Source organism: Nocardia sp. NPDC004068, from assembly GCF_042874315.1.
GTDB lineage: Bacteria > Actinomycetota > Actinomycetes > Mycobacteriales > Mycobacteriaceae > Nocardia.
The window spans coordinates 564,568-583,191 of the sequence record NZ_JBIAMW010000003.1; the positions used below are offsets into that span (position 1 = coordinate 564,568).

At 69.9% G+C, this 18,624-nt stretch carries 17 protein-coding genes; 10 read left to right on the forward strand and 7 right to left on the reverse strand.

The features are described 5' to 3' along the window. Positions 1 to 3 precede the first annotated feature (3 nt). The 7 genes from ACFYTQ_RS10200 to ACFYTQ_RS10230 are packed head-to-tail and all read left to right on the forward strand — an operon-like array spanning position 4 to position 7,825. Positions 4 to 957: an ABC transporter permease gene (locus ACFYTQ_RS10200; protein ID WP_387358925.1), complete on the forward strand. Its 954-nt coding sequence runs from the start codon at positions 4 to 6 to the stop codon at positions 955 to 957. Next, positions 954 to 1,829 (forward strand): ABC transporter permease, encoded by an 876-nt coding sequence (locus ACFYTQ_RS10205; RefSeq protein ID WP_387358927.1) that lies wholly within the window; start codon positions 954 to 956, stop codon positions 1,827 to 1,829. The genes ACFYTQ_RS10200 and ACFYTQ_RS10205 overlap by 4 nt, the downstream gene beginning before the upstream one ends. Beyond that, complete coding sequence (locus ACFYTQ_RS10210) at positions 1,826 to 3,442, forward strand: dipeptide ABC transporter ATP-binding protein (RefSeq protein WP_387358929.1); 1,617 nt, start codon at positions 1,826 to 1,828, stop codon at positions 3,440 to 3,442. The genes ACFYTQ_RS10205 and ACFYTQ_RS10210 overlap by 4 nt, the downstream gene beginning before the upstream one ends. Further along, positions 3,443 to 4,519 carry an LLM class flavin-dependent oxidoreductase gene (locus ACFYTQ_RS10215; protein WP_387358931.1) on the forward strand — a complete coding sequence of 359 codons (1,077 nt, stop codon included), beginning with the start codon at positions 3,443 to 3,445 and terminating at the stop codon, positions 4,517 to 4,519. It begins immediately after the preceding gene. A gap of 8 nt (positions 4,520 to 4,527) precedes the next feature. Then, on the forward strand, positions 4,528 to 5,892 hold the full coding sequence (locus ACFYTQ_RS10220) for an NtaA/DmoA family FMN-dependent monooxygenase (protein WP_387358932.1): 1,365 nt from the start codon (positions 4,528 to 4,530) through the stop codon (positions 5,890 to 5,892). Then, the gene (locus ACFYTQ_RS10225) at positions 5,889 to 6,695 is read left to right on the forward strand and encodes a DUF1684 domain-containing protein (protein ID WP_387358933.1); all 807 of its coding nucleotides are present in this window, start codon (positions 5,889 to 5,891) and stop codon (positions 6,693 to 6,695) included. Before ACFYTQ_RS10220 ends, ACFYTQ_RS10225 begins: the two co-directional genes overlap by 4 nt. Continuing rightward, on the forward strand, positions 6,692 to 7,825 hold the full coding sequence (locus ACFYTQ_RS10230) for an LLM class flavin-dependent oxidoreductase (protein WP_387358935.1): 1,134 nt from the start codon (positions 6,692 to 6,694) through the stop codon (positions 7,823 to 7,825). Before ACFYTQ_RS10225 ends, ACFYTQ_RS10230 begins: the two co-directional genes overlap by 4 nt. On the opposite strand, the gene ACFYTQ_RS10235 is transcribed toward ACFYTQ_RS10230, so the two are convergent. Then, positions 7,802 to 8,044 (reverse strand): hypothetical protein, encoded by a 243-nt coding sequence (locus tag ACFYTQ_RS10235; protein WP_387358936.1) that lies wholly within the window; start codon positions 8,042 to 8,044, stop codon positions 7,802 to 7,804. The two genes, ACFYTQ_RS10230 and ACFYTQ_RS10235, sit on opposite strands and share 24 nt — an antisense overlap. A gap of 205 nt (positions 8,045 to 8,249) precedes the next feature. Here ACFYTQ_RS10235 and ACFYTQ_RS10240 point away from each other — a divergent pair, with 205 nt between their 5' ends. Then, a complete protein-coding gene (locus tag ACFYTQ_RS10240) occupies positions 8,250 to 9,419 on the forward strand; it encodes a helix-turn-helix domain-containing protein (protein WP_387358938.1) in 1,170 nt (389 codons plus the stop codon). Here ACFYTQ_RS10240 and ACFYTQ_RS10245 read toward each other — a convergent pair. After that, positions 9,398 to 10,057, reverse strand: a complete 660-nt coding sequence (locus tag ACFYTQ_RS10245) for an HAD family hydrolase (protein WP_387358940.1) — start codon at positions 10,055 to 10,057, stop codon at positions 9,398 to 9,400. The two genes, ACFYTQ_RS10240 and ACFYTQ_RS10245, sit on opposite strands and share 22 nt — an antisense overlap. 91 nt (positions 10,058 to 10,148) lie before the next feature. On the opposite strand from ACFYTQ_RS10245, the gene ACFYTQ_RS10250 reads away from it, so the two are divergent. Together ACFYTQ_RS10250 and ACFYTQ_RS10255 are read left to right on the forward strand one after the other, a co-directional pair. Beyond that, entirely contained in the window at positions 10,149 to 10,721 is a 573-nt protein-coding gene (locus ACFYTQ_RS10250; protein WP_387358942.1) for a dihydrofolate reductase family protein, read from the forward strand. 145 nt (positions 10,722 to 10,866) lie between these two features. Further along, positions 10,867 to 12,300, forward strand: coding sequence for a glyceraldehyde-3-phosphate dehydrogenase (locus tag ACFYTQ_RS10255; protein WP_387359212.1), 1,434 nt, complete (start codon positions 10,867 to 10,869; stop codon positions 12,298 to 12,300). Here the strand turns inward: ACFYTQ_RS10255 and ACFYTQ_RS10260 are convergent. The 5 genes from ACFYTQ_RS10260 to ACFYTQ_RS10280 are packed head-to-tail and all read right to left on the reverse strand — an operon-like array spanning position 12,231 to position 18,607. Further along, positions 12,231 to 12,914 carry an alpha/beta fold hydrolase gene (locus tag ACFYTQ_RS10260; protein WP_387358944.1) on the reverse strand — a complete coding sequence of 228 codons (684 nt, stop codon included), beginning with the start codon at positions 12,912 to 12,914 and terminating at the stop codon, positions 12,231 to 12,233. The genes ACFYTQ_RS10255 and ACFYTQ_RS10260 overlap by 70 nt on opposite strands. A 6-nt stretch (positions 12,915 to 12,920) precedes the next feature. Further along, a complete protein-coding gene (locus ACFYTQ_RS10265) occupies positions 12,921 to 15,635 on the reverse strand; it encodes a fumarate reductase/succinate dehydrogenase flavoprotein subunit (RefSeq protein ID WP_387358946.1) in 2,715 nt (904 codons plus the stop codon). A gap of 4 nt (positions 15,636 to 15,639) precedes the next feature. Continuing rightward, positions 15,640 to 16,392, reverse strand: coding sequence for an ABC transporter ATP-binding protein (locus tag ACFYTQ_RS10270; RefSeq protein WP_387358948.1), 753 nt, complete (start codon positions 16,390 to 16,392; stop codon positions 15,640 to 15,642). Next, complete coding sequence (locus ACFYTQ_RS10275) at positions 16,389 to 17,243, reverse strand: ABC transporter permease (RefSeq protein ID WP_387358949.1); 855 nt, start codon at positions 17,241 to 17,243, stop codon at positions 16,389 to 16,391. Before ACFYTQ_RS10275 ends, ACFYTQ_RS10270 begins: the two co-directional genes overlap by 4 nt. Continuing rightward, on the reverse strand, positions 17,240 to 18,607 hold the full coding sequence (locus tag ACFYTQ_RS10280) for an ABC transporter substrate-binding protein (protein WP_387358951.1): 1,368 nt from the start codon (positions 18,605 to 18,607) through the stop codon (positions 17,240 to 17,242). Before ACFYTQ_RS10280 ends, ACFYTQ_RS10275 begins: the two co-directional genes overlap by 4 nt. Positions 18,608 to 18,624 lie beyond the last annotated feature (17 nt).

The following is an 18,624-nucleotide window of genomic DNA, read 5'->3' on the forward strand; positions in this document are numbered from 1 at the left end:
CCGATGGCCCGCTATCTGATCGTCCGCGTGGCGCAGGCCGTGGCCGTGCTGTGGGCGGCGTTCACCGGCTCGTTCGCGGTGCTGTACCTGCTGCCCGGCGACCCGGTGGAACTGGCGGCCGGAGCCACGCCCGGCACCCCCGTCGATCCGGCCGCGATCGCCGAGATGCGGGCGCGCTACGGGCTGGATCAGCCCCTGTGGCAACAGTATTGGACCGCGCTCACGCACGCGCTGCGCGGTGATCTGGGCCGGTCGCTGACCACCGGCCAGACCGTCACCGGGGCGATCGCGGAGGCGCTGCCGTCCACGCTCGCGCTGGCCGCGCTGACGTTGACCCTGGCGGTGGTGGTCGGCGGCGCGCTCGCCCTCGCCGCCTCCTACACCCGAAGGGCTTGGCTGCGTGGGCTTTTGACGTCGCTGCCGCCGATCGGCGCGGCCGCGCCCACGTTCTGGGTCGGTCTGCTGCTGCTGCAACTGTTCTCGTTCCGGTTGCGGCTGTTCCCGGCCTTCGGCGGGGCGGGGCTGAAGGGCGTCGTGCTGCCCGCGGTGACGCTCGCGATTCCGGTGGGGGCGGTGATCGCGCAGGTGCTCTACAGCGGGCTCGCGCAGACGTGGCGGCAGCCGTTCGTGGAGGTGGCCTTCGCCAAAGGCGCCTCGCGCCGGTGGATCCAGCTGCGGCATGTGCTGCGCCCGGCGGTCGCGCCCGCGCTGACCATCGCCGGGGTGTGGGTCGGCACGGTGCTGGCCGGATCGGTGGTCGTCGAGACCGTGTTCTCGCGCGCGGGCATCGGACGGCTGACCCAGACCGCGGTGCTCAACCAGGACATTCCCGTGGTGCAGGGCATCGTCGTGCTCACGGCGGTGGCCTTCGTGCTGGTGAATCTCGCCGTGGATCTCGTTCTTCCCCTGCTCGATCCGAGGGTCGTGCGGGTCACCGGATCGGAGGCGAACGGATGACGGACGCGGCCGCGGCTTCCCCCGCCGACGTCACCCCGCTCGGCGTCCCCGCGTGGTCGAGCGTCGGAAAGACGGTGCGGGACAACATCTTTCTGGGCTCGGCGGTGCTGCTGTTGATCCTGGTGACCGGCTGGGCGGTGGTGCCGTCGCTGTTCGCCGGACGCGATCCGCTGGTCGGGGTGCCCGCGGAGAAGTTGCGCGGGCCCAGCGCGCGGCACTGGTTCGGCACCGACAACCTCGGCCGCGATCTCTACACCCGGGTCGTGCACGCGGCGGCGCTGTCGCTGACCGCGACCGTGGCCGCGGTGCTGCTGGGTCTGGTGGTGGGATCGCTCATCGGCCTGGTCGCGGGTTCGCTGGGCGGCGTGGTGGATTCGGTGACCATGCGGATCGTCGATGTGCTGCTGTCGATTCCGGAGCTGCTGACCGCGCTGGCCCTGGTGACCGTGCTCGGCTTCGGCACCCGCAATGTCGCCGTCGCGGTGGGGGTCGCGCTGATCGCGCGGTTCGCGCGGGTGATGCGCGCGGAGGTGCTGCGGGTGCGGCGCGCGCCGTACGTGGAGGCGGCCTTCGCCGCGGGCGTGCGCTGGCCGACGGTGCTGACCCGGCACGTCCTGCGCAACGCCTACGCGCCCGTGGCCGCGCTGGCGGCGGTGGAGTTCGGGGTCGCGGTGCTGGCGGTCTCGTCGCTGAGCTTCCTCGGGTACGGGGCGGTGCCGCCGACGCCGGAATGGGGTTCGCTGATCTCCGAGGGCCGCAACTACCTCGCCACCGCGTGGTGGATGACCACATTGCCCGGTCTGGTGATCGTGGCGGTGGTGCTCGCCGCCCAGCGCATCGCCCGCGCCCTCGGACAGGACGGCGCCCGATGACCACGCGGGGCACCGAATCGCTGCTGCGGATCACGGATCTGCGGGTCGAGTATCCCGCCACGGTCGCCGTGCGCGGCGTCTCGCTCGAGGTCGCGCCGGGGGAGACCGTCGCGCTGGTCGGCGAATCCGGTTCGGGCAAGTCCACTCTCGCGCACGCCGTCATCGGACTGCTGCACGGCGGCGCGATCACCGGCGGCCGCGTCGAGTTCGCGGGCGAGCGGCTCGACGACGCCCCCGAACGCGCGCTGCGCCGAATCCGCGGCGCGCGCATCGGTTTCGTGCCGCAGGACCCCGGCACCTCGCTGAATCCGGTGCTGCGCATCGGCGATCAGGTCGGCGAGGCGCTGCGGGTGCACGGCCGCGCCACCCGCCGCACCGCGTGGGCGCAGGCGGTGGCCATCCTGGAGGAGGCCGGGCTGGACCGCCCGGAGCTGCGGGCCCGGCAGTATCCCCAGGACCTGTCCGGCGGACAGCGGCAGCGGGTGCTCATCGGCATCGCCCTCGCCTGCCGTCCCGAGCTGATCATCGCCGACGAGCCGACCAGCGCGCTCGACGTCACCGTGCAGCGCCGCATCCTCGACCATCTGGCCGCCCGCGCCGCCGAGGCCGGAACCGCCGTGCTGCTCATCACCCACGATCTGGGCGTGGCGGCCGATCGCGCCGACCGGATCGTGGTGCTGAAACAGGGCGAGATCGTCGAAACCGGCGACACCGCAACGATTCTCGGCGACCCGCGGCACGCCTACACCCGGCGGCTGCTGGACGCCGCGCCGAGCCTGGACACCGCCTTGCGACCCCCGCGCCCGCCCGCCGACGCCCCGTTGCTGTCGGTGACCGGCCTGCATCGGACCTTCCGGATCGGCCGCCGCGCCACCGTCACCGCCGTCGACGACGTATCCCTGCACGTCGATCGCGGGGAGACGCTGGCGCTGGTCGGTGAATCCGGGTCGGGTAAGACCACCACCGCCCGCATCCTGGCGCGGCTCGAGCGCGCGGACGCGGGCACGATCACCTTCGACGGCCACGATATCGGGCGGCTGCGCGGCGAGCGGCTGCGCGAACTGCGTCGCCGGATCCAGATCGTGTACCAGAACCCTTATGCCGCACTGAATCCCAAGCTCACCGTCGAGCAGATCGTCGCGGAACCGTTGGGCGCGTTCGGCGTCGGCGACCGGGCCGAGCGCCGCGCCCGGGTCGCCGAACTGCTCGACCAGGTCGCGCTGCCCGCGGAGTACGCCCGCCGCCACCCGGCCGAACTCTCGGGCGGGCAGCGCCAGCGCGTCGCCATCGCCCGCGCGCTGGCCCTGCATCCGGATCTGGTGGTGCTCGACGAGCCGGTGTCGGCGCTGGACGTGTCGGTGCAGGCGCAGATCCTCGACCTGCTCGAGCGGCTCCAGACCGAACTGGGGCTGGCCTATCTGTTCATCACCCACGATCTGGCCGTGGTCCGGCGCATCGCGCATCGGGTGGCGGTGATGCACGGCGGCCGCGTCGTCGAGACCGCCACGACCACCGACCTGTTCCACCGGCCCGGCCACGACTACACCCGCGAACTGCTGTCGGCGATCCCGGGGGCCACCCGGACCGCGAACGCCATCGAAAGGACGGCCTGAATGTCGCAGCCGAATCCCCCGCTGCTCGGCATCGAATTGCCCGGCACCGGAACGCATCCCGCGTCCTGGCGGCGCGCCGACTCGCGGGCCGAGGAGTTGTTCACCGCCGAGTACTGGCTCGACGCGATCACCGCGGCCGACGCGGCGGGGCTGGATCTGGTCTTCCTGCCGGATTCGTTCGCATTGCAGGTCGAGGGCGCGGTGGGGCGGCTCGAGGCGGTCGGGATCGCCGCGCGGGCGGCCGCGGCGACGCATCGGATCGGGTTGATTCCCGAGGTACCCGTCACCCACACCGAACCGTTCCACGTGTCCAAGGCCATCGCGAGCCTGGACTTCGCCACCCACGGCCGGGCGGGCTGGGAGGTCGGCGTCTCGGCCGGGCAGGCCGGGCTGTTCGGCCGCAAGGGTGAACAGGACGCGCCGTCGCGGTGGCACGAGGCCGACGAGGCCGTGGAGGTGGTGACCCGGCTGTGGGACAGCTGGGAGGACGACGCGGAGATCCGCGACGAGGCCACCGGGCGGTTCATCGATCGGGACAAGCTGCACTACATCGACTTCGCGGGCGACAACTTCTCGGTGAAGGGACCGTCGATCACGCCGCGCCCGCCGCAGGGGCAGCCGCTGGTGGCGGTGCGCGCCGCGGACGCGCACAGCACCCGGGTCGCGGTCCACCGCGCCGACCTGATCCGCGTCGCCGCGACGGATCTGGACGAGGCCGTGCGCGTCCGCGGGGAACTGCGCGGCGCGATCGCCGCCGCCGGACGCGATCCGAACCTGGTGCGGGTGTTGCTCGACCTCGACGTGCACCTCGCCGAGACGCCGGAGGCGGCCGCCGCCGACCTCGACCGGCTCGAGGCGTGGACGCCCACCGCGTCGAATACGTTGCGGCACATCGGGACTCCCGCGTCCCTGCGGGACCTGCTGGCCGAGGTCCGGACCGAGTGCGCGGGCGACGGCGTGGTGCTGCGGCCGCTGGCCGTGGCCACGTTCGTGACCCGGCTCCCGGCGGTGGCCCCCACCCTGCGCGACCGGCTCGGCCTGCCGCGTCCGATCAACCGCTACGCGCTCACCGCCTGAGGACGGATATGCCGAACGACAAGGTACGCAAGCAGATTCACCTCGCCGCCCACTTCCCGGGCGTCAACAACACCACGGTCTGGAGCGATCCGGACTCGGGCAGTCAGATCGAGTTCGAGTCCTTCGCGCATCTGGCGCGGTCCGCCGAGCGCGGGCTGTTCGACTTCTTCTTCCTCGCCGAGGGGCTGCGGCTGCGCGAACACCGGGGGCGGATCCACGACCTGGACGTGGTGGGGCGGCCCGACACGTTCACGGTGCTCAACGCGCTCGCCGGGGTCACGGATCATCTCGGCCTGGCGGGGACGATCAACACCACCTTCAACGAGCCGTTCGAGCTGGCCAAGCAGTTCGCGACGCTGGATCACCTGTCCGGCGGGCGGGCGGCCTGGAACGCGGTCACCTCCTCGGACGCGTTCACCGGCGAGAACTTCCGGCGCGGCGGCTATCTCGACCACGCCGACCGCTACCGCCGCGCGGCGGAGATCGTCGACGCGACGCGGGCGCTGTGGGACAGCTGGCGGCCGGACGCGCTGGTGGTCGATCGGGAGCGCGGGGTGTTCGCGGCGCCCGCGCCGACGGTCCGGTTCACCAGCTCGCAGTTCGACATCGAGGGCCCGTTCGTGCTGCCGCGCAGCCCGCAGGGCTATCCCGTGCAGATCCAGGCCGGTGATTCCGACGAGGGCCGGGAGTTCGCCGCCGCCAAGGCCGACGCGATCTTCAGCCGCCACGGCGAACTCGAGGACGGGCAGCGTTTCTACACCGATGTGAAGTCCCGGCTCGCGAAATACGGTCGCGCCCGCGACGATCTGAAGATCCTGCCCGCCGCCACCTTCGTGCTCGGCGACAGCCCGGCCGACGCCGAGGAGCGGGCCCGGCACATCCGGTTGCAGCAGGTCGGCCCGCAGACCGCGATCGCCTTCCTCGAACAGGTCTGGGGCCGTGACCTTTCCGGCTACGACCCGGACGGCCCGCTGCCCGAGGTGGATCCGGTCGACAATGTGAACATCACCCGCGGCCGGGTCCGGCACGCCAAGGATCCGCGCGCGGTGGCCGACGCGTGGCGGGCGCGGGCCGAGGCGGAGAAGCTCAGCATCCGCGAACTCATCATCGAGGTGACCGCCCGGCAGCAGTTCGTCGGCACGCCCGCCGCGGTGGCGGCGGAGATCGACCGCTATGTGCAGAGCGACGCGGCCGACGGTTTCGTCCTGGTTCCGCACATCACCCCGCACGGTCTCGACGAATTCGTCGACAAGGTCGTCCCGGAGTTGCAGGAGCTGGGCAGCTTCCGGACCGAGTACACCGGCGCGACCCTGCGCGAACACCTGGGCCTGCGTCACCCCCATCGGAGCAGTGAAGGAGTACGGGCGTCATGACCGCTGTGACCACCGAATTCGAACAGCAGTGGCGGGCCTGGCACGCCGAGCGGGAGGCGTGGGCGCGCGAACCGCTGGGCTGGCTGAGTCTGACCGGACTGCACTGGCTGGGGGAGCGGGACGAGGTGGTGGACGGATTGCCGGGGCGCTGGCGGGGATCCGGGGACACGGTCGTCGTCACCGCGGAGGCCGGGGACGGTCTCGTTCTGGATGGTGAAACATTGTCCGGGACAACGGAACTCACGCCCGGTGAGGGCGCGCCCGGATTGCTCGTGCGGGTGGGGGAGCGGGCGGTGGAGGTGATCCGGCGGACCGGATTGTTCGCGCTGCGGGTGCACGATCCGGCCGCGCCCACGCTGGCGGCGTTCACGGGAATCCCTGCGTACGAACCGGATTCGCGATGGGTGGTGCGGGGGACGTTCGCGCCCTACGATTCCGTGCGCACCGTGACCACGGGAGCCGTGGTGGCGGGGCTGGAACATCATCATCCGGCCGCCGGGACCATCGCCTTCAGCCTCGACGGGGACGAGCATCGGCTCGTCGCCTTCGGTGACCCCGAATCCGGGCTGCGGGTGCTGTTCACCGACGCCACCAGCGGCGTGACCACCTATCCCGGCGCGCGCGTCCTGTCCGTCGGCGTGCCCGACGCCGACGGCGGGGTGCGGTTGGACTTCAACCGCGCCCAGAATCTGCCCTGCGCGTTCACCGCCTTCGCCACCTGCCCCGTCGCACCCGCCGAGAACCGGCTGTCGATCGCGGTGGAAGCCGGTGAGCGCGACCCGCGTTCGGAGGTGACCCGATGACCGTCCCGCTCTCGATTCTGGATCTGTCGCCCGTCAGCGCGGGTTCGACGCCGCAGCAGGCGCTGCGCAATACGATCGATCTGGCCCAGCACGCGGAGGCGTGGGGGTATCGGCGCTTCTGGTTGGCCGAGCATCATTTCGTCCGTGTCGCCAGTTCCGCGACGACGACCCTGATCGGTCTGGTCGCCGCGGCCACGAAGACGATCCGGGTGGGTTCGGCCGCAGTGCAGCTGGGTCAGCACACCTCGGCCTCGGTCGTCGAGGCGTTCGGCACCATCGACGCGCTGTACCCCGGCCGTCTGGACCTCGGCCTCGGCCGCTCCGCCCACCGCCTCGCCCAGTTCCGCGCTGCCGGAACCAAACCGGTCCCGATCCCGCAGCGCCCCACCGAGGTTCGCGACGGCGTCGTCATCCCGCCGCCCTTCTCCCCCGGCCAGGTCCTCGACACCTCCCGCCTCGCCGCCACCTTCGAGGCCCTGCAACTCCCCGGCGCCCAATCCCTCGACTACACCGAACAGGTCGGCCAGATCCGCGACCTCCTCGCGGGCACCTACCGCGGCTCCGACGGCGTCCCCCTGCACGCCGTCCCCGGCGAGGGCGCCGACGTCGAATTGTGGCTGTTCGGCAGCAGCGGCGGCGAAAGCGCCCAACTGGCAGGCCGCCTCGGCCTCCCCTTCGCCGCCAACTACCACGTCTCCCCCGGCACCATCCTGGAAACCGTCGCCGCCTACCGCGACTCCTTCCACCCCACCGACCACCACCCCCACCCCTACCTCGTCGTCTCCGCAGACGTAGTCGTAGCCGAAGACGAATCCAAGGCCAAACACCTCGCCTCCACCTACGGCCACTGGGTCTACAGCATCCGCAGCGGCGCCGGCGCCGCCGACTATTTGGACCCCGACACGGCCCCACCCTTGACCGACCAACAGGAACGCCTGGTCCGAGACCGCACCACGACCCAGTTCGTGGGAACACCCGCCAGCGTGGCGGCTCGGCTGCGTTCTCTCCAACAGCTCACGGGGGCAGACGAATTGGTGATCACCAGTGTTACGTATGACCATGAGGATCGGTTGAATTCGCATCGGCTGTTGGCGCAGGAGTGGGGGTTACAGCACGTTCGGGCAGCCTGACGGCCCCGACCGGCACCTACGTACCGACACCGCCCGAGCCTCGAACGCCCCCTGCTGAACCTCTTCGATCTCGACATAGACCCGATCGCCCACCCGAAGGTCGGAAAGATCCTTCCGATCGACAACGGAAAGGTGAAACCAGGCCAGCATCCCGCCCTCCCTCGCAACCACTCCGGTGCCCTTGCGAACATCCCACCGGTAAACCTCGGCGACCTCCACCCGGCCTCCCCCATACGATTCGGTCGGGCACCATCCTCCCATCCGCTGATGGCTGAGACGCTCGAATGGTTCGGCACAGCAACGACTTCCGTTCCAATATGGAAATTTCGCGAACCCGAGAGCCGAGGCCGCCGAAACCCGCGTAGTGACTGCCGAGATCGATCTACTGTGTGCCCATCCACCGATGAGATGGGCGGCGACTCGAATGGCGATCACGAAGTGGACGGGCGTTGAGGTCAAGACTATCCGTGTGGACGCGCTGCGAGTCACGCAGAGAGAATTGGCCGAGATCTTGGGGGTCTCGGAAGGCGTTGTGCAGAAATGGGAACAGCGCGGGCCTACGATCACGCTGGCGGGTGCGTTCGCGGCGGCTATGGATACGCTTTACGAGCGTTTGACGGACGCGCAGCGTGATCGTGTCGGTCCGGCCATGCGACCCGAAACTCCTCGCGGTGGGAGTGACCAGCTCAGCGATGCCATCGCGGCGCGGATGCCAGTCCTCCGCCAGGTGCTGGATCGTCACGATCTTCCCGAGGACGGTCCGGTCCGGGGGATCGACGAATTGGAGCAGATTGTCGATGCCGTTGTGGAGTACCGGCTCAATTCGGACTATCTTCGCCTTCTCTGTGAACTGCCTTCGGTATTGCCCGAACTGCACCGTGCGCGATCGAGTTTCGGTGGATTCGCTCAGGAGAGGGTGAATGCCCTGCTGGCGCAGGCGTATCGCGCGGCCGATGCGGTCGCCGACAAGTTCGGATACGCCGATTTGTCGTCGCGAATCATCGACATGATGAGGGACGCGGCGAAACGGGCGGGCGACGAGGTGCTGCTTGCCGCATCCGCCTATGTACGTACGGAATTGTTCTTCCGAAGTCGTCAGCACGCCATGGGACGAAAGCTGCTCGAGTTGGCGGCCGATGAAGTCGACCCGAGTCGTTCCGTCGGGGACGCCGCTGCCTTCGGTTCGTTGCACATGCGAGCCGCGGTGGTGGCGGCGCGGGATTTTCGGTCGGTAGAGGCGCGTGCGCATCTGAGCGAAGCCGATCGGGTGGCTTCTCGGGTGCCTGAAAGCGTGTACGCCGGAACGGCTTTCGGCCCCGAGTCAGTGCGGATACATCGCGTCTCGCTCGCCGTGGAATTGGGCGATATCGGAGCCGCGCTCGCCGAGGCTCGGGATTGGCGGCCCTCCCCCGGGCAGGTGCCTGCCGAGCGGTGTTCGCATTTCTATATCGACGTCGCCCGCGCGCACCTGCTGGGTGGTGATCACGAGGGGGCGATGGCGGCGTTGTATTCGGCGCATTCGGTGGCGCCGCAGCATACGCACAGTCATCCGTTCGTGACGGACATGCTGGCTCAGCTCGGGGGTTGGCGCTGAGACGTCAGGAGGTCGGCCAGGTCGGTCAACGAGTCCACTACCCAGTCGGCCAGGTGGTCTCGGCGGACTTGGTCTGCCCACAGGTGTCCCCAGGGGCCGCGACGTACCAGGGCGCAGCGGAGTCCCGCCGCGCGGGCGGGGATGAGGTCGTTGTCGCGGTGGTCGCCTACGTAGAGGATCTGGTGGCGGGGGCCGGGGGCGAATTCGGCTACGCGGTCGAAGAATTCACGGGCGGGTTTGGCTATGCCCCACTCTCCGGAGGTGGCGATGGCGTCGCAGGGGAGGGCCAGTTGACGGAGGAGGTGGGCCGCGCGGGTGGTTTGATTGCCCGCGATGCCGATCCAGAGGCCGCTGGATCGTAGGGCGGACAGGGCTGGGCGGACGTCCGGGTAGAGGTCGGCTTCTGTTATTCGCTCGCCGTGACCGGCGGCTTCTCTGCGGGCACGCTCGCGGTTCAGGTCGAAGCCGGGGCGGAAGTATTGGAAGGTGAGCGCGTTGTCGTGTCCGGCGGCGGTGACCGCGCCGAGGACCGCCGAGAAGGTGTGTCTGGGGACGCCGAGCCAGTCTGCCCAGGCGGCGAATTCGCGGGTGTCGTCCAGGAGGGTCTCGCCGACGTCGAACACGACCGAATGAATCATCGGTGGTCGAGTGTATTGAGCGGCGGTGCGATTAGTTTCGCGGTCGGGCCCGGTCTACCTGTTCACAAGCGCCGAACAGAGGAGACCCACCATGACCACCACCTACACCTTCGACGTCTTCATGAGCCTCGACGGGTTCGGCGCGGCCGGGGGTGACTGGAGCGGGTACTGGGGGAAGCAGGGGCCCGAGTTGCTCCAACATCGGTTGGAGATGTACAGCCAGGAGCAGCGGGTTGTGTTGGGGGCCAATAGTTATCGGTTGTTTTCGCGGATGTTGACCGAGAACTCGCATGCGGGGGACGCTTGGGGTGAGGCGTTTTTCAACCTGCCCGCGACCGTCGTGTCCAGCAGTTTGAGTGGGCCGCTCGAGTGGCCGGATGCCACGCTCGTGAGTGGGGATGCCGTCGATGTGGTCGCCAAGCTCAAGGAGGAGTCCGAGGTGCCGTTGATCTCGCACGGGTGTCTGTCGATGAATCGTGCGCTGATGGCGGCGGGGCTGGTCGATCGGGTGCAGGTGACGGTGTTCCCGGTGATCACGGGGCGGACGGGGGCCGATCCGATCTTCGGCGGGGCGGAGGACTTCGATCTCGAGTTGCTCGAGACCCGGACCCTCGACGGCCGTATCCAGGAACTCGTCTACCGCCCCACCCTGCACACCTCGTGACCGGACCTCACAGCGTCGCGGCCGCCGCCTGTGAATATTTCCGCACTGCCTAGCATCGTCACCACATCTCCCGACCCCCTGAGGACCTGTGGTGAACGACAACCATCTCGACAACTGGAACGCGCGTGAGGCCCTGGCGGAGGCGATGATTCCGATCATCGGGAGGCTGTATCGGGACAAGGGCGTGACCGTGCTGCTGCACAGCCGGTCCCTGGTGAACAAGTCCGTGATCAAGATCCTGCGCACGCATCGGTTCGCGCGGCAGATCGAGGGGGCGGAGCTGTCCATCGATCAGACGATGCCGTTCCTCGAGGCGCTCGCCGACCTGGATCTGGGTCCCTGCAAGGTCGATCTCGGACGGCTGGTGATGGCCTACCGCGCCGACGATCGGGGCCTCACCATTCCCGAGTTCACCGCGGCCGTGCTGGCCGATGTCATCGACGGGAACAAGGCCGAACCGCAGGGGCCGCGCGACGTCGTGCTCTACGGATTCGGCCGCATCGGGCGGCTGGTCGCCCGCCTGCTCATCGAGAAGGTCGGCTCGGGCAACGGGCTCAACCTCCGGGCGGTGGTGGTCCGCAAGGGCGGCGCGGGGGATCTCGCCAAACGCGCGTCGCTGCTGCGCCGGGACTCGGTACACGGCCAGTTCGACGGAACCATCAAGGTCGACCCCGACAACGACACCATCATCGCCAACGGCACCGTCATCCGGTTCATCTACGCCGACGACCCGACGACGATCGACTACACCGAATACGGCATCTCCGACGCCATCCTCATCGACAACACCGGCAAATGGCGTGACCGCCAAGGACTTTCGCAACACCTGCGCCCCGGCATCGCCAAGGTCGTGCTGACCGCACCCGGCAAGGGCGACGTCCCCAATGTCGTGCACGGCGTCAACCACCGCACCCTCGACCTGTCCGAGCGCGTCTACTCCTGCGCCTCGTGCACCACCAACGCCATCGTCCCGCCGCTGAAGGCCATGGAAGACGAGTACGGCATCGTGCGCGGCCACGTCGAGACCGTGCATTCGTTCACCAACGACCAGAACCTGCTCGACAACTTCCACAAGGCCGACCGCCGCGGCCGCAGCGCCCCGTTCAACCTGGTGCTCACCGAGACCGGCGCGGCGTCCGCGGTCGCCAAGGCCATGCCCGAATTCCGGGCCAAGATCACCGGCAACTCGATTCGCGTTCCCACACCGGATGTTTCGGTGGCGATCCTGAACCTCCAGCTGCGCCGCGAGACCACCAAGGCCGAGGTGCTCGACTATCTGCGCCGGGTCTCGCTGTCCGGCCCGCTGAGCCGCAACCTCGACTACACCGCCGCCACCGACGTGGTCTCCAGCGATTTCATCGGCTCCCGCGCGGCCTCCATCGTCGACGCCAACGCCACCATCGTCGACGGCGACACCGCCATCCTGTACCTGTGGTACGACAACGAATTCGGCTACTCGTGCCAGGTCGTGCGCACAGTGCAGTACATCTCGGGCATCGAGTACCCGACCTATCCGGAGGAGATCGTCCCCAGCAGGATCTCCGTCATGAGCGCCGTCCCGTCGGCGAGCACGTTGTGACCGGACTCCACGGCGTGTACCCGCCAGCCGGGGTCGGCGAGTAGACGCTCGTAGGTCGGGGTGAACGGGCTGCCGGGAAAACGCGTGGCGTACACGTAGTCCCGGCGGCGGAATCGGTGCTCGGCCCCGCTGAGCCGCACCCGTTGGACCAGCGAGGCCAGCGGGTGCGGGGTCGCGCGGGCGTCGAAGAACGGGAGCGGTTCGACGCCGAGACCGTCGGCCCCGGCGCCGTCGATGTACCACCGCCGCTGTTCGTCGTTGGTGAGCGACCAGGCGGAGTCCCCGTTCTCCGGGACGAACGCGTCCACGTAGACCAGGGCGTCGATCCGCTCCGGCACCCGGTCCGCGACCGCGCTCACGACCATCCCGGCGTAGCTGTGACCGACCAGGATCACGTCCTCGAGGCGCTCGTGGACGAGCAGCGAGAGCACGTCGTCGATGTGGGTGTCCAGGTTGATCGACCCGCCGATCAGGTGGGAGCGGTCGCCGAGCCCGGTCAGCGTGACCGCGTACGCCTGGTGGCCGTGGTCACGCAATCGCCGGGCCAGCGGCTCGAACCACCAGCCGCCGTGGCACGCGCCGGGAATCAGAACGAAGGTGCTCACCGTCGGCATTCTGCATCATGTGAGCGCCTTGCGGGCGTACGCGCGCACGTCGGCGTCCGAATCGTCCAGCGCCACCGCCAATGCCGCGCGCGCTCCCGCGTCGCCCGGCCAGCCGCTGAGGGTGAGCACGGCGGCCTTGCGGACGTCCGGGTGCGGGTCGTCCAGCGCGGTGCGCAGCGGTTCCGCGGCCGCCGGCGCGCCCGGCCCGGCCAGTCCGCGGGCCGCGCCCTCCCGCACCTGCCAGGCCGAATCCCGCAGCGCCGCACCGAGAATGGGCACGTCGTCGGCGTCACCGAGCGCGGCGAGCGCCGCGAGCGCGGCCGCGCGCACCAGGGGATCGCGGTCGTCCACCAGGGCCCGGACGGTGTCCGCGCCGCCGCGCCCGACGGTGGCCAGACCCTTCGCCGCCGCCACGCGGACCTCGCGGTTCTCGTCGTGGGCCGCCGCGGTGAGCGCGGCCCAGTCGTCCACGGACACCAGCGCGTGCACGCCCGCGATCCGCACCCGATGATCGGGGTCGACGACCGCCTTCCCGAACAACTCCGCGTGCGCCGGATCCCGGTCCGCCGCGCGGGCGCCCAGGGCGCGCAGCAGATCCACCACAGCCGCCCGCACCTGCGGATCCGGCGATTCGGCATACCGCGCCAATTCCCCTGGGCCGGGCAGGATTTCGACCAGTTCCCGCAGCCCCGACACGGCGGCGCCGCGCACCGAGGCGGCGGGATCACCCAGCGCGGTGACGAGCGCGTCGGCGAACCCGTCCGGGGTGCCCTCGGTGATGGTGGCCAGCGCCGTCACCCGCACACGCGGATCGGGATCGTCCAGATACGACCGCAATTGGAGCAGATCGGGCGCGTCCAGCGACAGCAATTGCGCGATGCGCGGTGCGGCCGCGGCGGTGTCGTTCTCGTCCGCGCGCGCCCGCGACCGGGACACGACCGTCGTCGCGCCGCCGGTGCGCGGCGGCCCGGTGACCAGCGCGGGTTCGGCGACCGCGAGCGGTGCGTCCCGCTCGGACGGGATATCGGCGAATTCCGGCACCGGCACGAAATACGGTGCCACGGGCCGTTTCAGGAACTCCATCTCCCCGGCCGCGGTCTTGCGCAGGTTCAGGTGGTAGCGCCAGTCGGCGTCCGCGCGTTCGGGCAGATCGGCGCGGGCGTGGTACAGGCCCCAGCGGGATTCGGTGCGGGTCAACGACGAACGCGCCGCCATCTCCGCGCAGTCGCGGATGAAACTCACCTCCGCGCACCGCATCAGCTCGTGCGGGGTGGCCGCGCCCATGTCCTCGATCTCGCCGCGCATGCGCTCGAAGGTCTCCACCGCCAGCGACAGCTTGGTGGCCGTCTTCGGCGGGGCCACATAGTCGTTGACGAAACGCCGCAGCTTGTACTCGACCTGGGGTTGCGGCGGGCCGCCGGGATTGCGCAACGGACGGTAGATCAGCTCGTGCGCGGCCGCCAGCTGATCCTCCGGAAGCCCTTGCGGCGCGGCCACTTCCGTGAGCGTCGAGGCGGCGTGCGAGCCCGCGAGATCACCGTAGACGAACGCCCCGATCATGTAGTTGTGCGGCACGCACGCCAGATCTCCGGCGGCGTACAGACCGGGCACCGTCGTGCGCGCGTGCTCGTCCACCCACACACCGGACGCGGAATGCCCACTGCACAAACCGATCTCGGAGATGTGCATCTCGATGTCGTGGGTGCGATAGTCGTGCCCGCGGTTGGCGTGGAAGGTGCCGCGGGTGGGGCGCTCGGTGGTGTGCAGGATGCCCTCGAGCGCGTCGAGGGTCTCCTCGGGCAGGTGCGACACCTTCAGATAGATGGGCCCGCGGGCGGATTCGATCTCCCGCTTCACCTCGGCCATCATCTGACCGGACCAGTAGTCCGAGTCCACGAACCGCTCGCCCTGGGCGTTGACCTGGTAGCCGCCGAACGGATTCGCGACGTACGCGCAGGCCGGGCCGTTGTAATCCTTGATGAGCGGATTGATCTGGAAGCATTCGATACCCGACAGCTCGGCCCCGGCGTGATAGGCCATGGCGTAGCCGTCCCCGGCGTTGGTCGGATTCTCGTAGGTGCCGTACAGGTAGCCCGACGCCGGAAGTCCCAGCCGCCCACAGGGTCCGGTCGCGAGGATCACCGCCTTCGCGCCGACCGCCACGAATTCGCCGGTGCGCGTGTGCAATGCGGCCGCGCCGACCGCCCGGCCGCCGTCGGTGAGCACGCGCACGGGCATGAGGCGGTTCTCGATGCGGATGCGTTCGCGCATCTTTCGTTGCCGCAGCACGCGATACAGCGCCTTCTTGACATCCTTGCCCTCCGGCATGGGCAGCACGTACGACCCGGACCGGTGCACGCGGCGCACCGCGTACTCGCCGTAGGCGTCCTTCTCGAACTTCACCCCGTACCGTTCCAGCCGCTGCACCATGGCGAAACCGCGGGTCGCGGTCTGATAGATGGTGCGCTGGTTGACGATTCCGTCGTTGGCGCGGGTGATCTCCGCGACGTAGTCTTCCGGTTCGGCCTTGCCGGGGATCACCGCGTTGTTGACCCCGTCCATCCCCATGGCCAGCGCCCCGGAGTGGCGGACGTGCGCCTTCTCCAGCAACAGCACGTTCGCGCCCTGTTCGGCGGCCGTCAGCGCCGCCATCGTGCCCGCGGTGCCGCCCCCGATCACCAGCACATCGCAATCCATGCGAACGGTGTCGGCGAGTTCCGGTATCAGCATCGGCTCAGACCCCTGCCAGCTCGTCGGTATCGTGCAGTGCCGCAACGATTTCCGCGCGCAGGGCGGTGCGGTCCACGCCCGTCTCCCGCGCCCGCGGCACCTCCAGCAGCGCGCGCAGCGGCCGCCCGGCCCGCCCCAGCACCGCCACCCGGTCCCCGAGCAGCAGCGCCTCGTCCACATCGTGGGTCACGAACACCACCGTCGCCGGATGGGCGCGCAGCGTGTCGACGAGCAGCCGCTGCATGGTGGCGCGGGTGGGGGCGTCGAGCGCGCCGAACGGCTCGTCCATGAGTACCGCCCGTGGCGCACCGGCCAGCCCGCGGGCCAGCTGAACGCGCTGGCGCATACCGCCGGACAGGCTCTTGGGCAGATAATCGCCGAAACCGGTCAGGCCGACCTCCTCGATCCAGCGCACCGCCCGCTCGCGCCGCCCGGCCCGGGGATGACCCCGAAGCTTCAGCGCCAGTTCGATATTCGAGCGCACCGTGCGCCACGGCAGCAGGGCGTTGTCCTGGAAGACCATCGCGCGATCCCGCGACGGACCGGTGATCTCGGCGGTGTCGGCCAGCGCCCGCCCCGCGCGCGGGGCCAGCAGTCCCGCCAGCGCGCGCAGCACGGTCGACTTGCCGCAGCCGGAGGGTCCGGTCAACACCAGGATCTCGCCGGGATGGATGTCCAGCGACAGGTCCGAAACCACCGGCGCCGCACCGTAACCCAGCTCGATCGCGTCCAGGCGCAGCCGCATCGGTTCGCTCATTTCACCGTCTCCTGTGCGCGCGGCAGCCACCGGGTGACCCGCTGTCCGATCAGTTCCACCGCCGCCGAGGTGCCGAAGCCGAGCACGCCGATGGTGATGATGCCGACGAACACGCCCGGATAGTCCACGATCGTGTACGCCTGCCAGGTGCGATAGCCCACGCCGAGGCGGCCGGAGATCATCTCCGCCGACACCACGCAGATCCACGACACCCCGATGCCCACCGACAATCCGCCGAACACGCCGGGCAGGCTGCCCGGCAGCACGACCCGGGTGAGCACGTCCCAGCGGCCGCCGCCCTGGGTGCGGATGGACTCCTCCCAGATGGTCGGCAGCGCGTGCACCGCGTGCCGGGTGCTCACCATGATCGGGAAGTAGGCGGCCAGGAACGTGATGAACACGATGCCCGCCTCGTCGTCGGGGAACAGCAGGATCGCCACCGGCACGATCGCGATGGCCGGGATCGGGCGCGCCAGCTCGGTCAGCGGCCCGAACACGTCGGCGAACAGCCGCGAACGGCCCAGCGCCACACCGGTCGCCACGCCCAGCAGCGCGGCGAGGCCGAAGCCGGTGAGGATGCGGATCAGCGACTGGCCGAGGTCGAGCCAGTAGGTGTCGGTGCCGAGCTGGTGCCGCAGCGCCCGCGCGATCTCGGTCACCGTCGGGAGCGTGTCGAAGCGCACCCACAGCCGAATGTCGTTGGCGGTCAACAACTGCCAGGCCAGCACCGCCGCCAGCACCGACGTCACCCGGATCGCCCGCGAGCGCAGCGCGCGCCCGTGTGACGCGCGGGGTGCGGTCGCGGCCTCCTCGGGCGCGACGACGTCGAGTCGCGCGACGGCCGTACTCATTTCGCCACCTCGCCCACGGCCTGCTCGAACGAGATCTGGTTCGCGCCCGGATGCGCGGCGAGGTATCGCCGCGCCGCCGCGGGCGTGGTGAACGGCAGGTACGCCGCCCCGTCGTGCACCCACAGCGCCTTGTCCGCGAACCAGCGGGTGCCCAGTTCGGCGTCGGAGACGTAGGCCGCGCGCACCTTCTGCCCTGCCGCCCGCGCCGCCTGCACCGCGCGCAGCAGGGCCGTGGGATCGGCGACGGTGCGGGTGCCGTCCTGCCCGTCGAGCCACAGCTCGGCGGTGGCGGGCGCGGGCGCGAAGTTTGACACGGCGGCGTCGTAGTTCGCGCCCCGGTCGGCGAACGCCTTGCGCAGCGCGGTGTCGTCGACGAACTTGTCGATGTCGAAGTCGGCGAAGTCGCCGATCGACTTCAGGTACGGCACATCGGCTTTGAACGCCTGGACGAGCTGCGGCTTCAGCGGCGTGTCGAAGGTGGTGCCGCCCGGACCGTTGTAGAGGTAGACCACCTCGGCGGGCAGCGAGGTCGCGTCGGCGACGATCTTCGCGGCCTCCAGCGGCTTGCCGGTGAGGAATTCGGTGGCGTCCAGCTGGGCCTGGAGGAACGCGTCGAGGACCTCCGGATGCCGGCTCGCGTAGTCGCGGCGGGCGACGACACCGTGGAAGGTCGGCACGTTCAGCTCCGCGCCGTCGTAGAGCAGCCGGGCCTTGTTCTGGAACACCAGCAGGCCGGGCCACGCCACGAACTGCGAAAGTGCCGCCACCTGACCGGATTCCAGCGCCGAGGAGCCGATCTGGGGTTGCTGGTTGAGCACCTCCACGCCCGATTTGGGATCGATTCCGGCGCGGGTCAGCGCCTGGCGCAGCGTGCCGTCGCCCGCCGAGCCGACACTCGCCGAAACCTTCTGCCCCGCAAGGTCGTTCAGCGTTCTGGCGGGCGAATCCGGTGCGACGACGACCATGTTGAGCGCGCCCTTGGGCTGGTAGCCGGTCACCGACACCAGTTCGGTGCGGGAGCGCTCGTTGGCCTGGGTGCGCGAACCGTTGATCAGCAGCGGGTAGTCGCCCATCGAGCCGATATCGATCTTCTCGGCCACCATCTGGGCGGTGATCGGGGCGCCGGTGTCGTAGTCCTGCCACTCCACCTGGTACTTGTGGCCGCCGAGCCGGTTCAGTCGCTGTTCGAGAAAGCCCTTGGCGCGCAACAGGGTTCCCGCGGTGACGGTGTTGATGGTCTTGGACTGGTAGCCGACGACGACGCGCACGGTGTCGCCGGAGGCGGCCGACTCCAGGGAGCAGCCGGACGCGGCCAGGGCCACCAGGGCGGCCGTCGCGAGTATGCGGGCAGGGCGGTACTTCATGGGATTCCTCGGGTGAC

Excerpts from the sequence above, each read along its gene's own strand:
- ACFYTQ_RS10250 (WP_387358942.1), top strand. The coding sequence starts at position 10,149 with ATGACCACCACCTACACCTTCGACGTCTTCATGAGCCTCGACGGGTTC.
- ACFYTQ_RS10210 (WP_387358929.1), top strand. The coding sequence starts at position 1,826 with ATGACCACGCGGGGCACCGAATCGCTGCTGCGGATCACGGATCTGCGG.
- ACFYTQ_RS10280 (WP_387358951.1), bottom strand. The coding sequence starts at position 18,607 with ATGAAGTACCGCCCTGCCCGCATACTCGCGACGGCCGCCCTGGTGGCC.
- ACFYTQ_RS10225 (WP_387358933.1), top strand. The coding sequence starts at position 5,889 with ATGACCGCTGTGACCACCGAATTCGAACAGCAGTGGCGGGCCTGGCAC.
- ACFYTQ_RS10270 (WP_387358948.1), bottom strand. The coding sequence starts at position 16,392 with ATGAGCGAACCGATGCGGCTGCGCCTGGACGCGATCGAGCTGGGTTAC.
- ACFYTQ_RS10205 (WP_387358927.1), top strand. The coding sequence starts at position 954 with ATGACGGACGCGGCCGCGGCTTCCCCCGCCGACGTCACCCCGCTCGGC.
- ACFYTQ_RS10255 (WP_387359212.1), top strand. The coding sequence starts at position 10,867 with ATGATTCCGATCATCGGGAGGCTGTATCGGGACAAGGGCGTGACCGTG.
- ACFYTQ_RS10230 (WP_387358935.1), top strand. The coding sequence starts at position 6,692 with ATGACCGTCCCGCTCTCGATTCTGGATCTGTCGCCCGTCAGCGCGGGT.
- ACFYTQ_RS10245 (WP_387358940.1), bottom strand. The coding sequence starts at position 10,057 with ATGATTCATTCGGTCGTGTTCGACGTCGGCGAGACCCTCCTGGACGAC.
- ACFYTQ_RS10240 (WP_387358938.1), top strand. The coding sequence starts at position 8,250 with ATGGCGATCACGAAGTGGACGGGCGTTGAGGTCAAGACTATCCGTGTG.
- ACFYTQ_RS10220 (WP_387358932.1), top strand. The coding sequence starts at position 4,528 with ATGCCGAACGACAAGGTACGCAAGCAGATTCACCTCGCCGCCCACTTC.
- ACFYTQ_RS10215 (WP_387358931.1), top strand. The coding sequence starts at position 3,443 with ATGTCGCAGCCGAATCCCCCGCTGCTCGGCATCGAATTGCCCGGCACC.
- ACFYTQ_RS10265 (WP_387358946.1), bottom strand. The coding sequence starts at position 15,635 with ATGCTGATACCGGAACTCGCCGACACCGTTCGCATGGATTGCGATGTG.
- ACFYTQ_RS10260 (WP_387358944.1), bottom strand. The coding sequence starts at position 12,914 with ATGCCGACGGTGAGCACCTTCGTTCTGATTCCCGGCGCGTGCCACGGC.
- ACFYTQ_RS10275 (WP_387358949.1), bottom strand. The coding sequence starts at position 17,243 with ATGAGTACGGCCGTCGCGCGACTCGACGTCGTCGCGCCCGAGGAGGCC.
- ACFYTQ_RS10200 (WP_387358925.1), top strand. The coding sequence starts at position 4 with ATGGCCCGCTATCTGATCGTCCGCGTGGCGCAGGCCGTGGCCGTGCTG.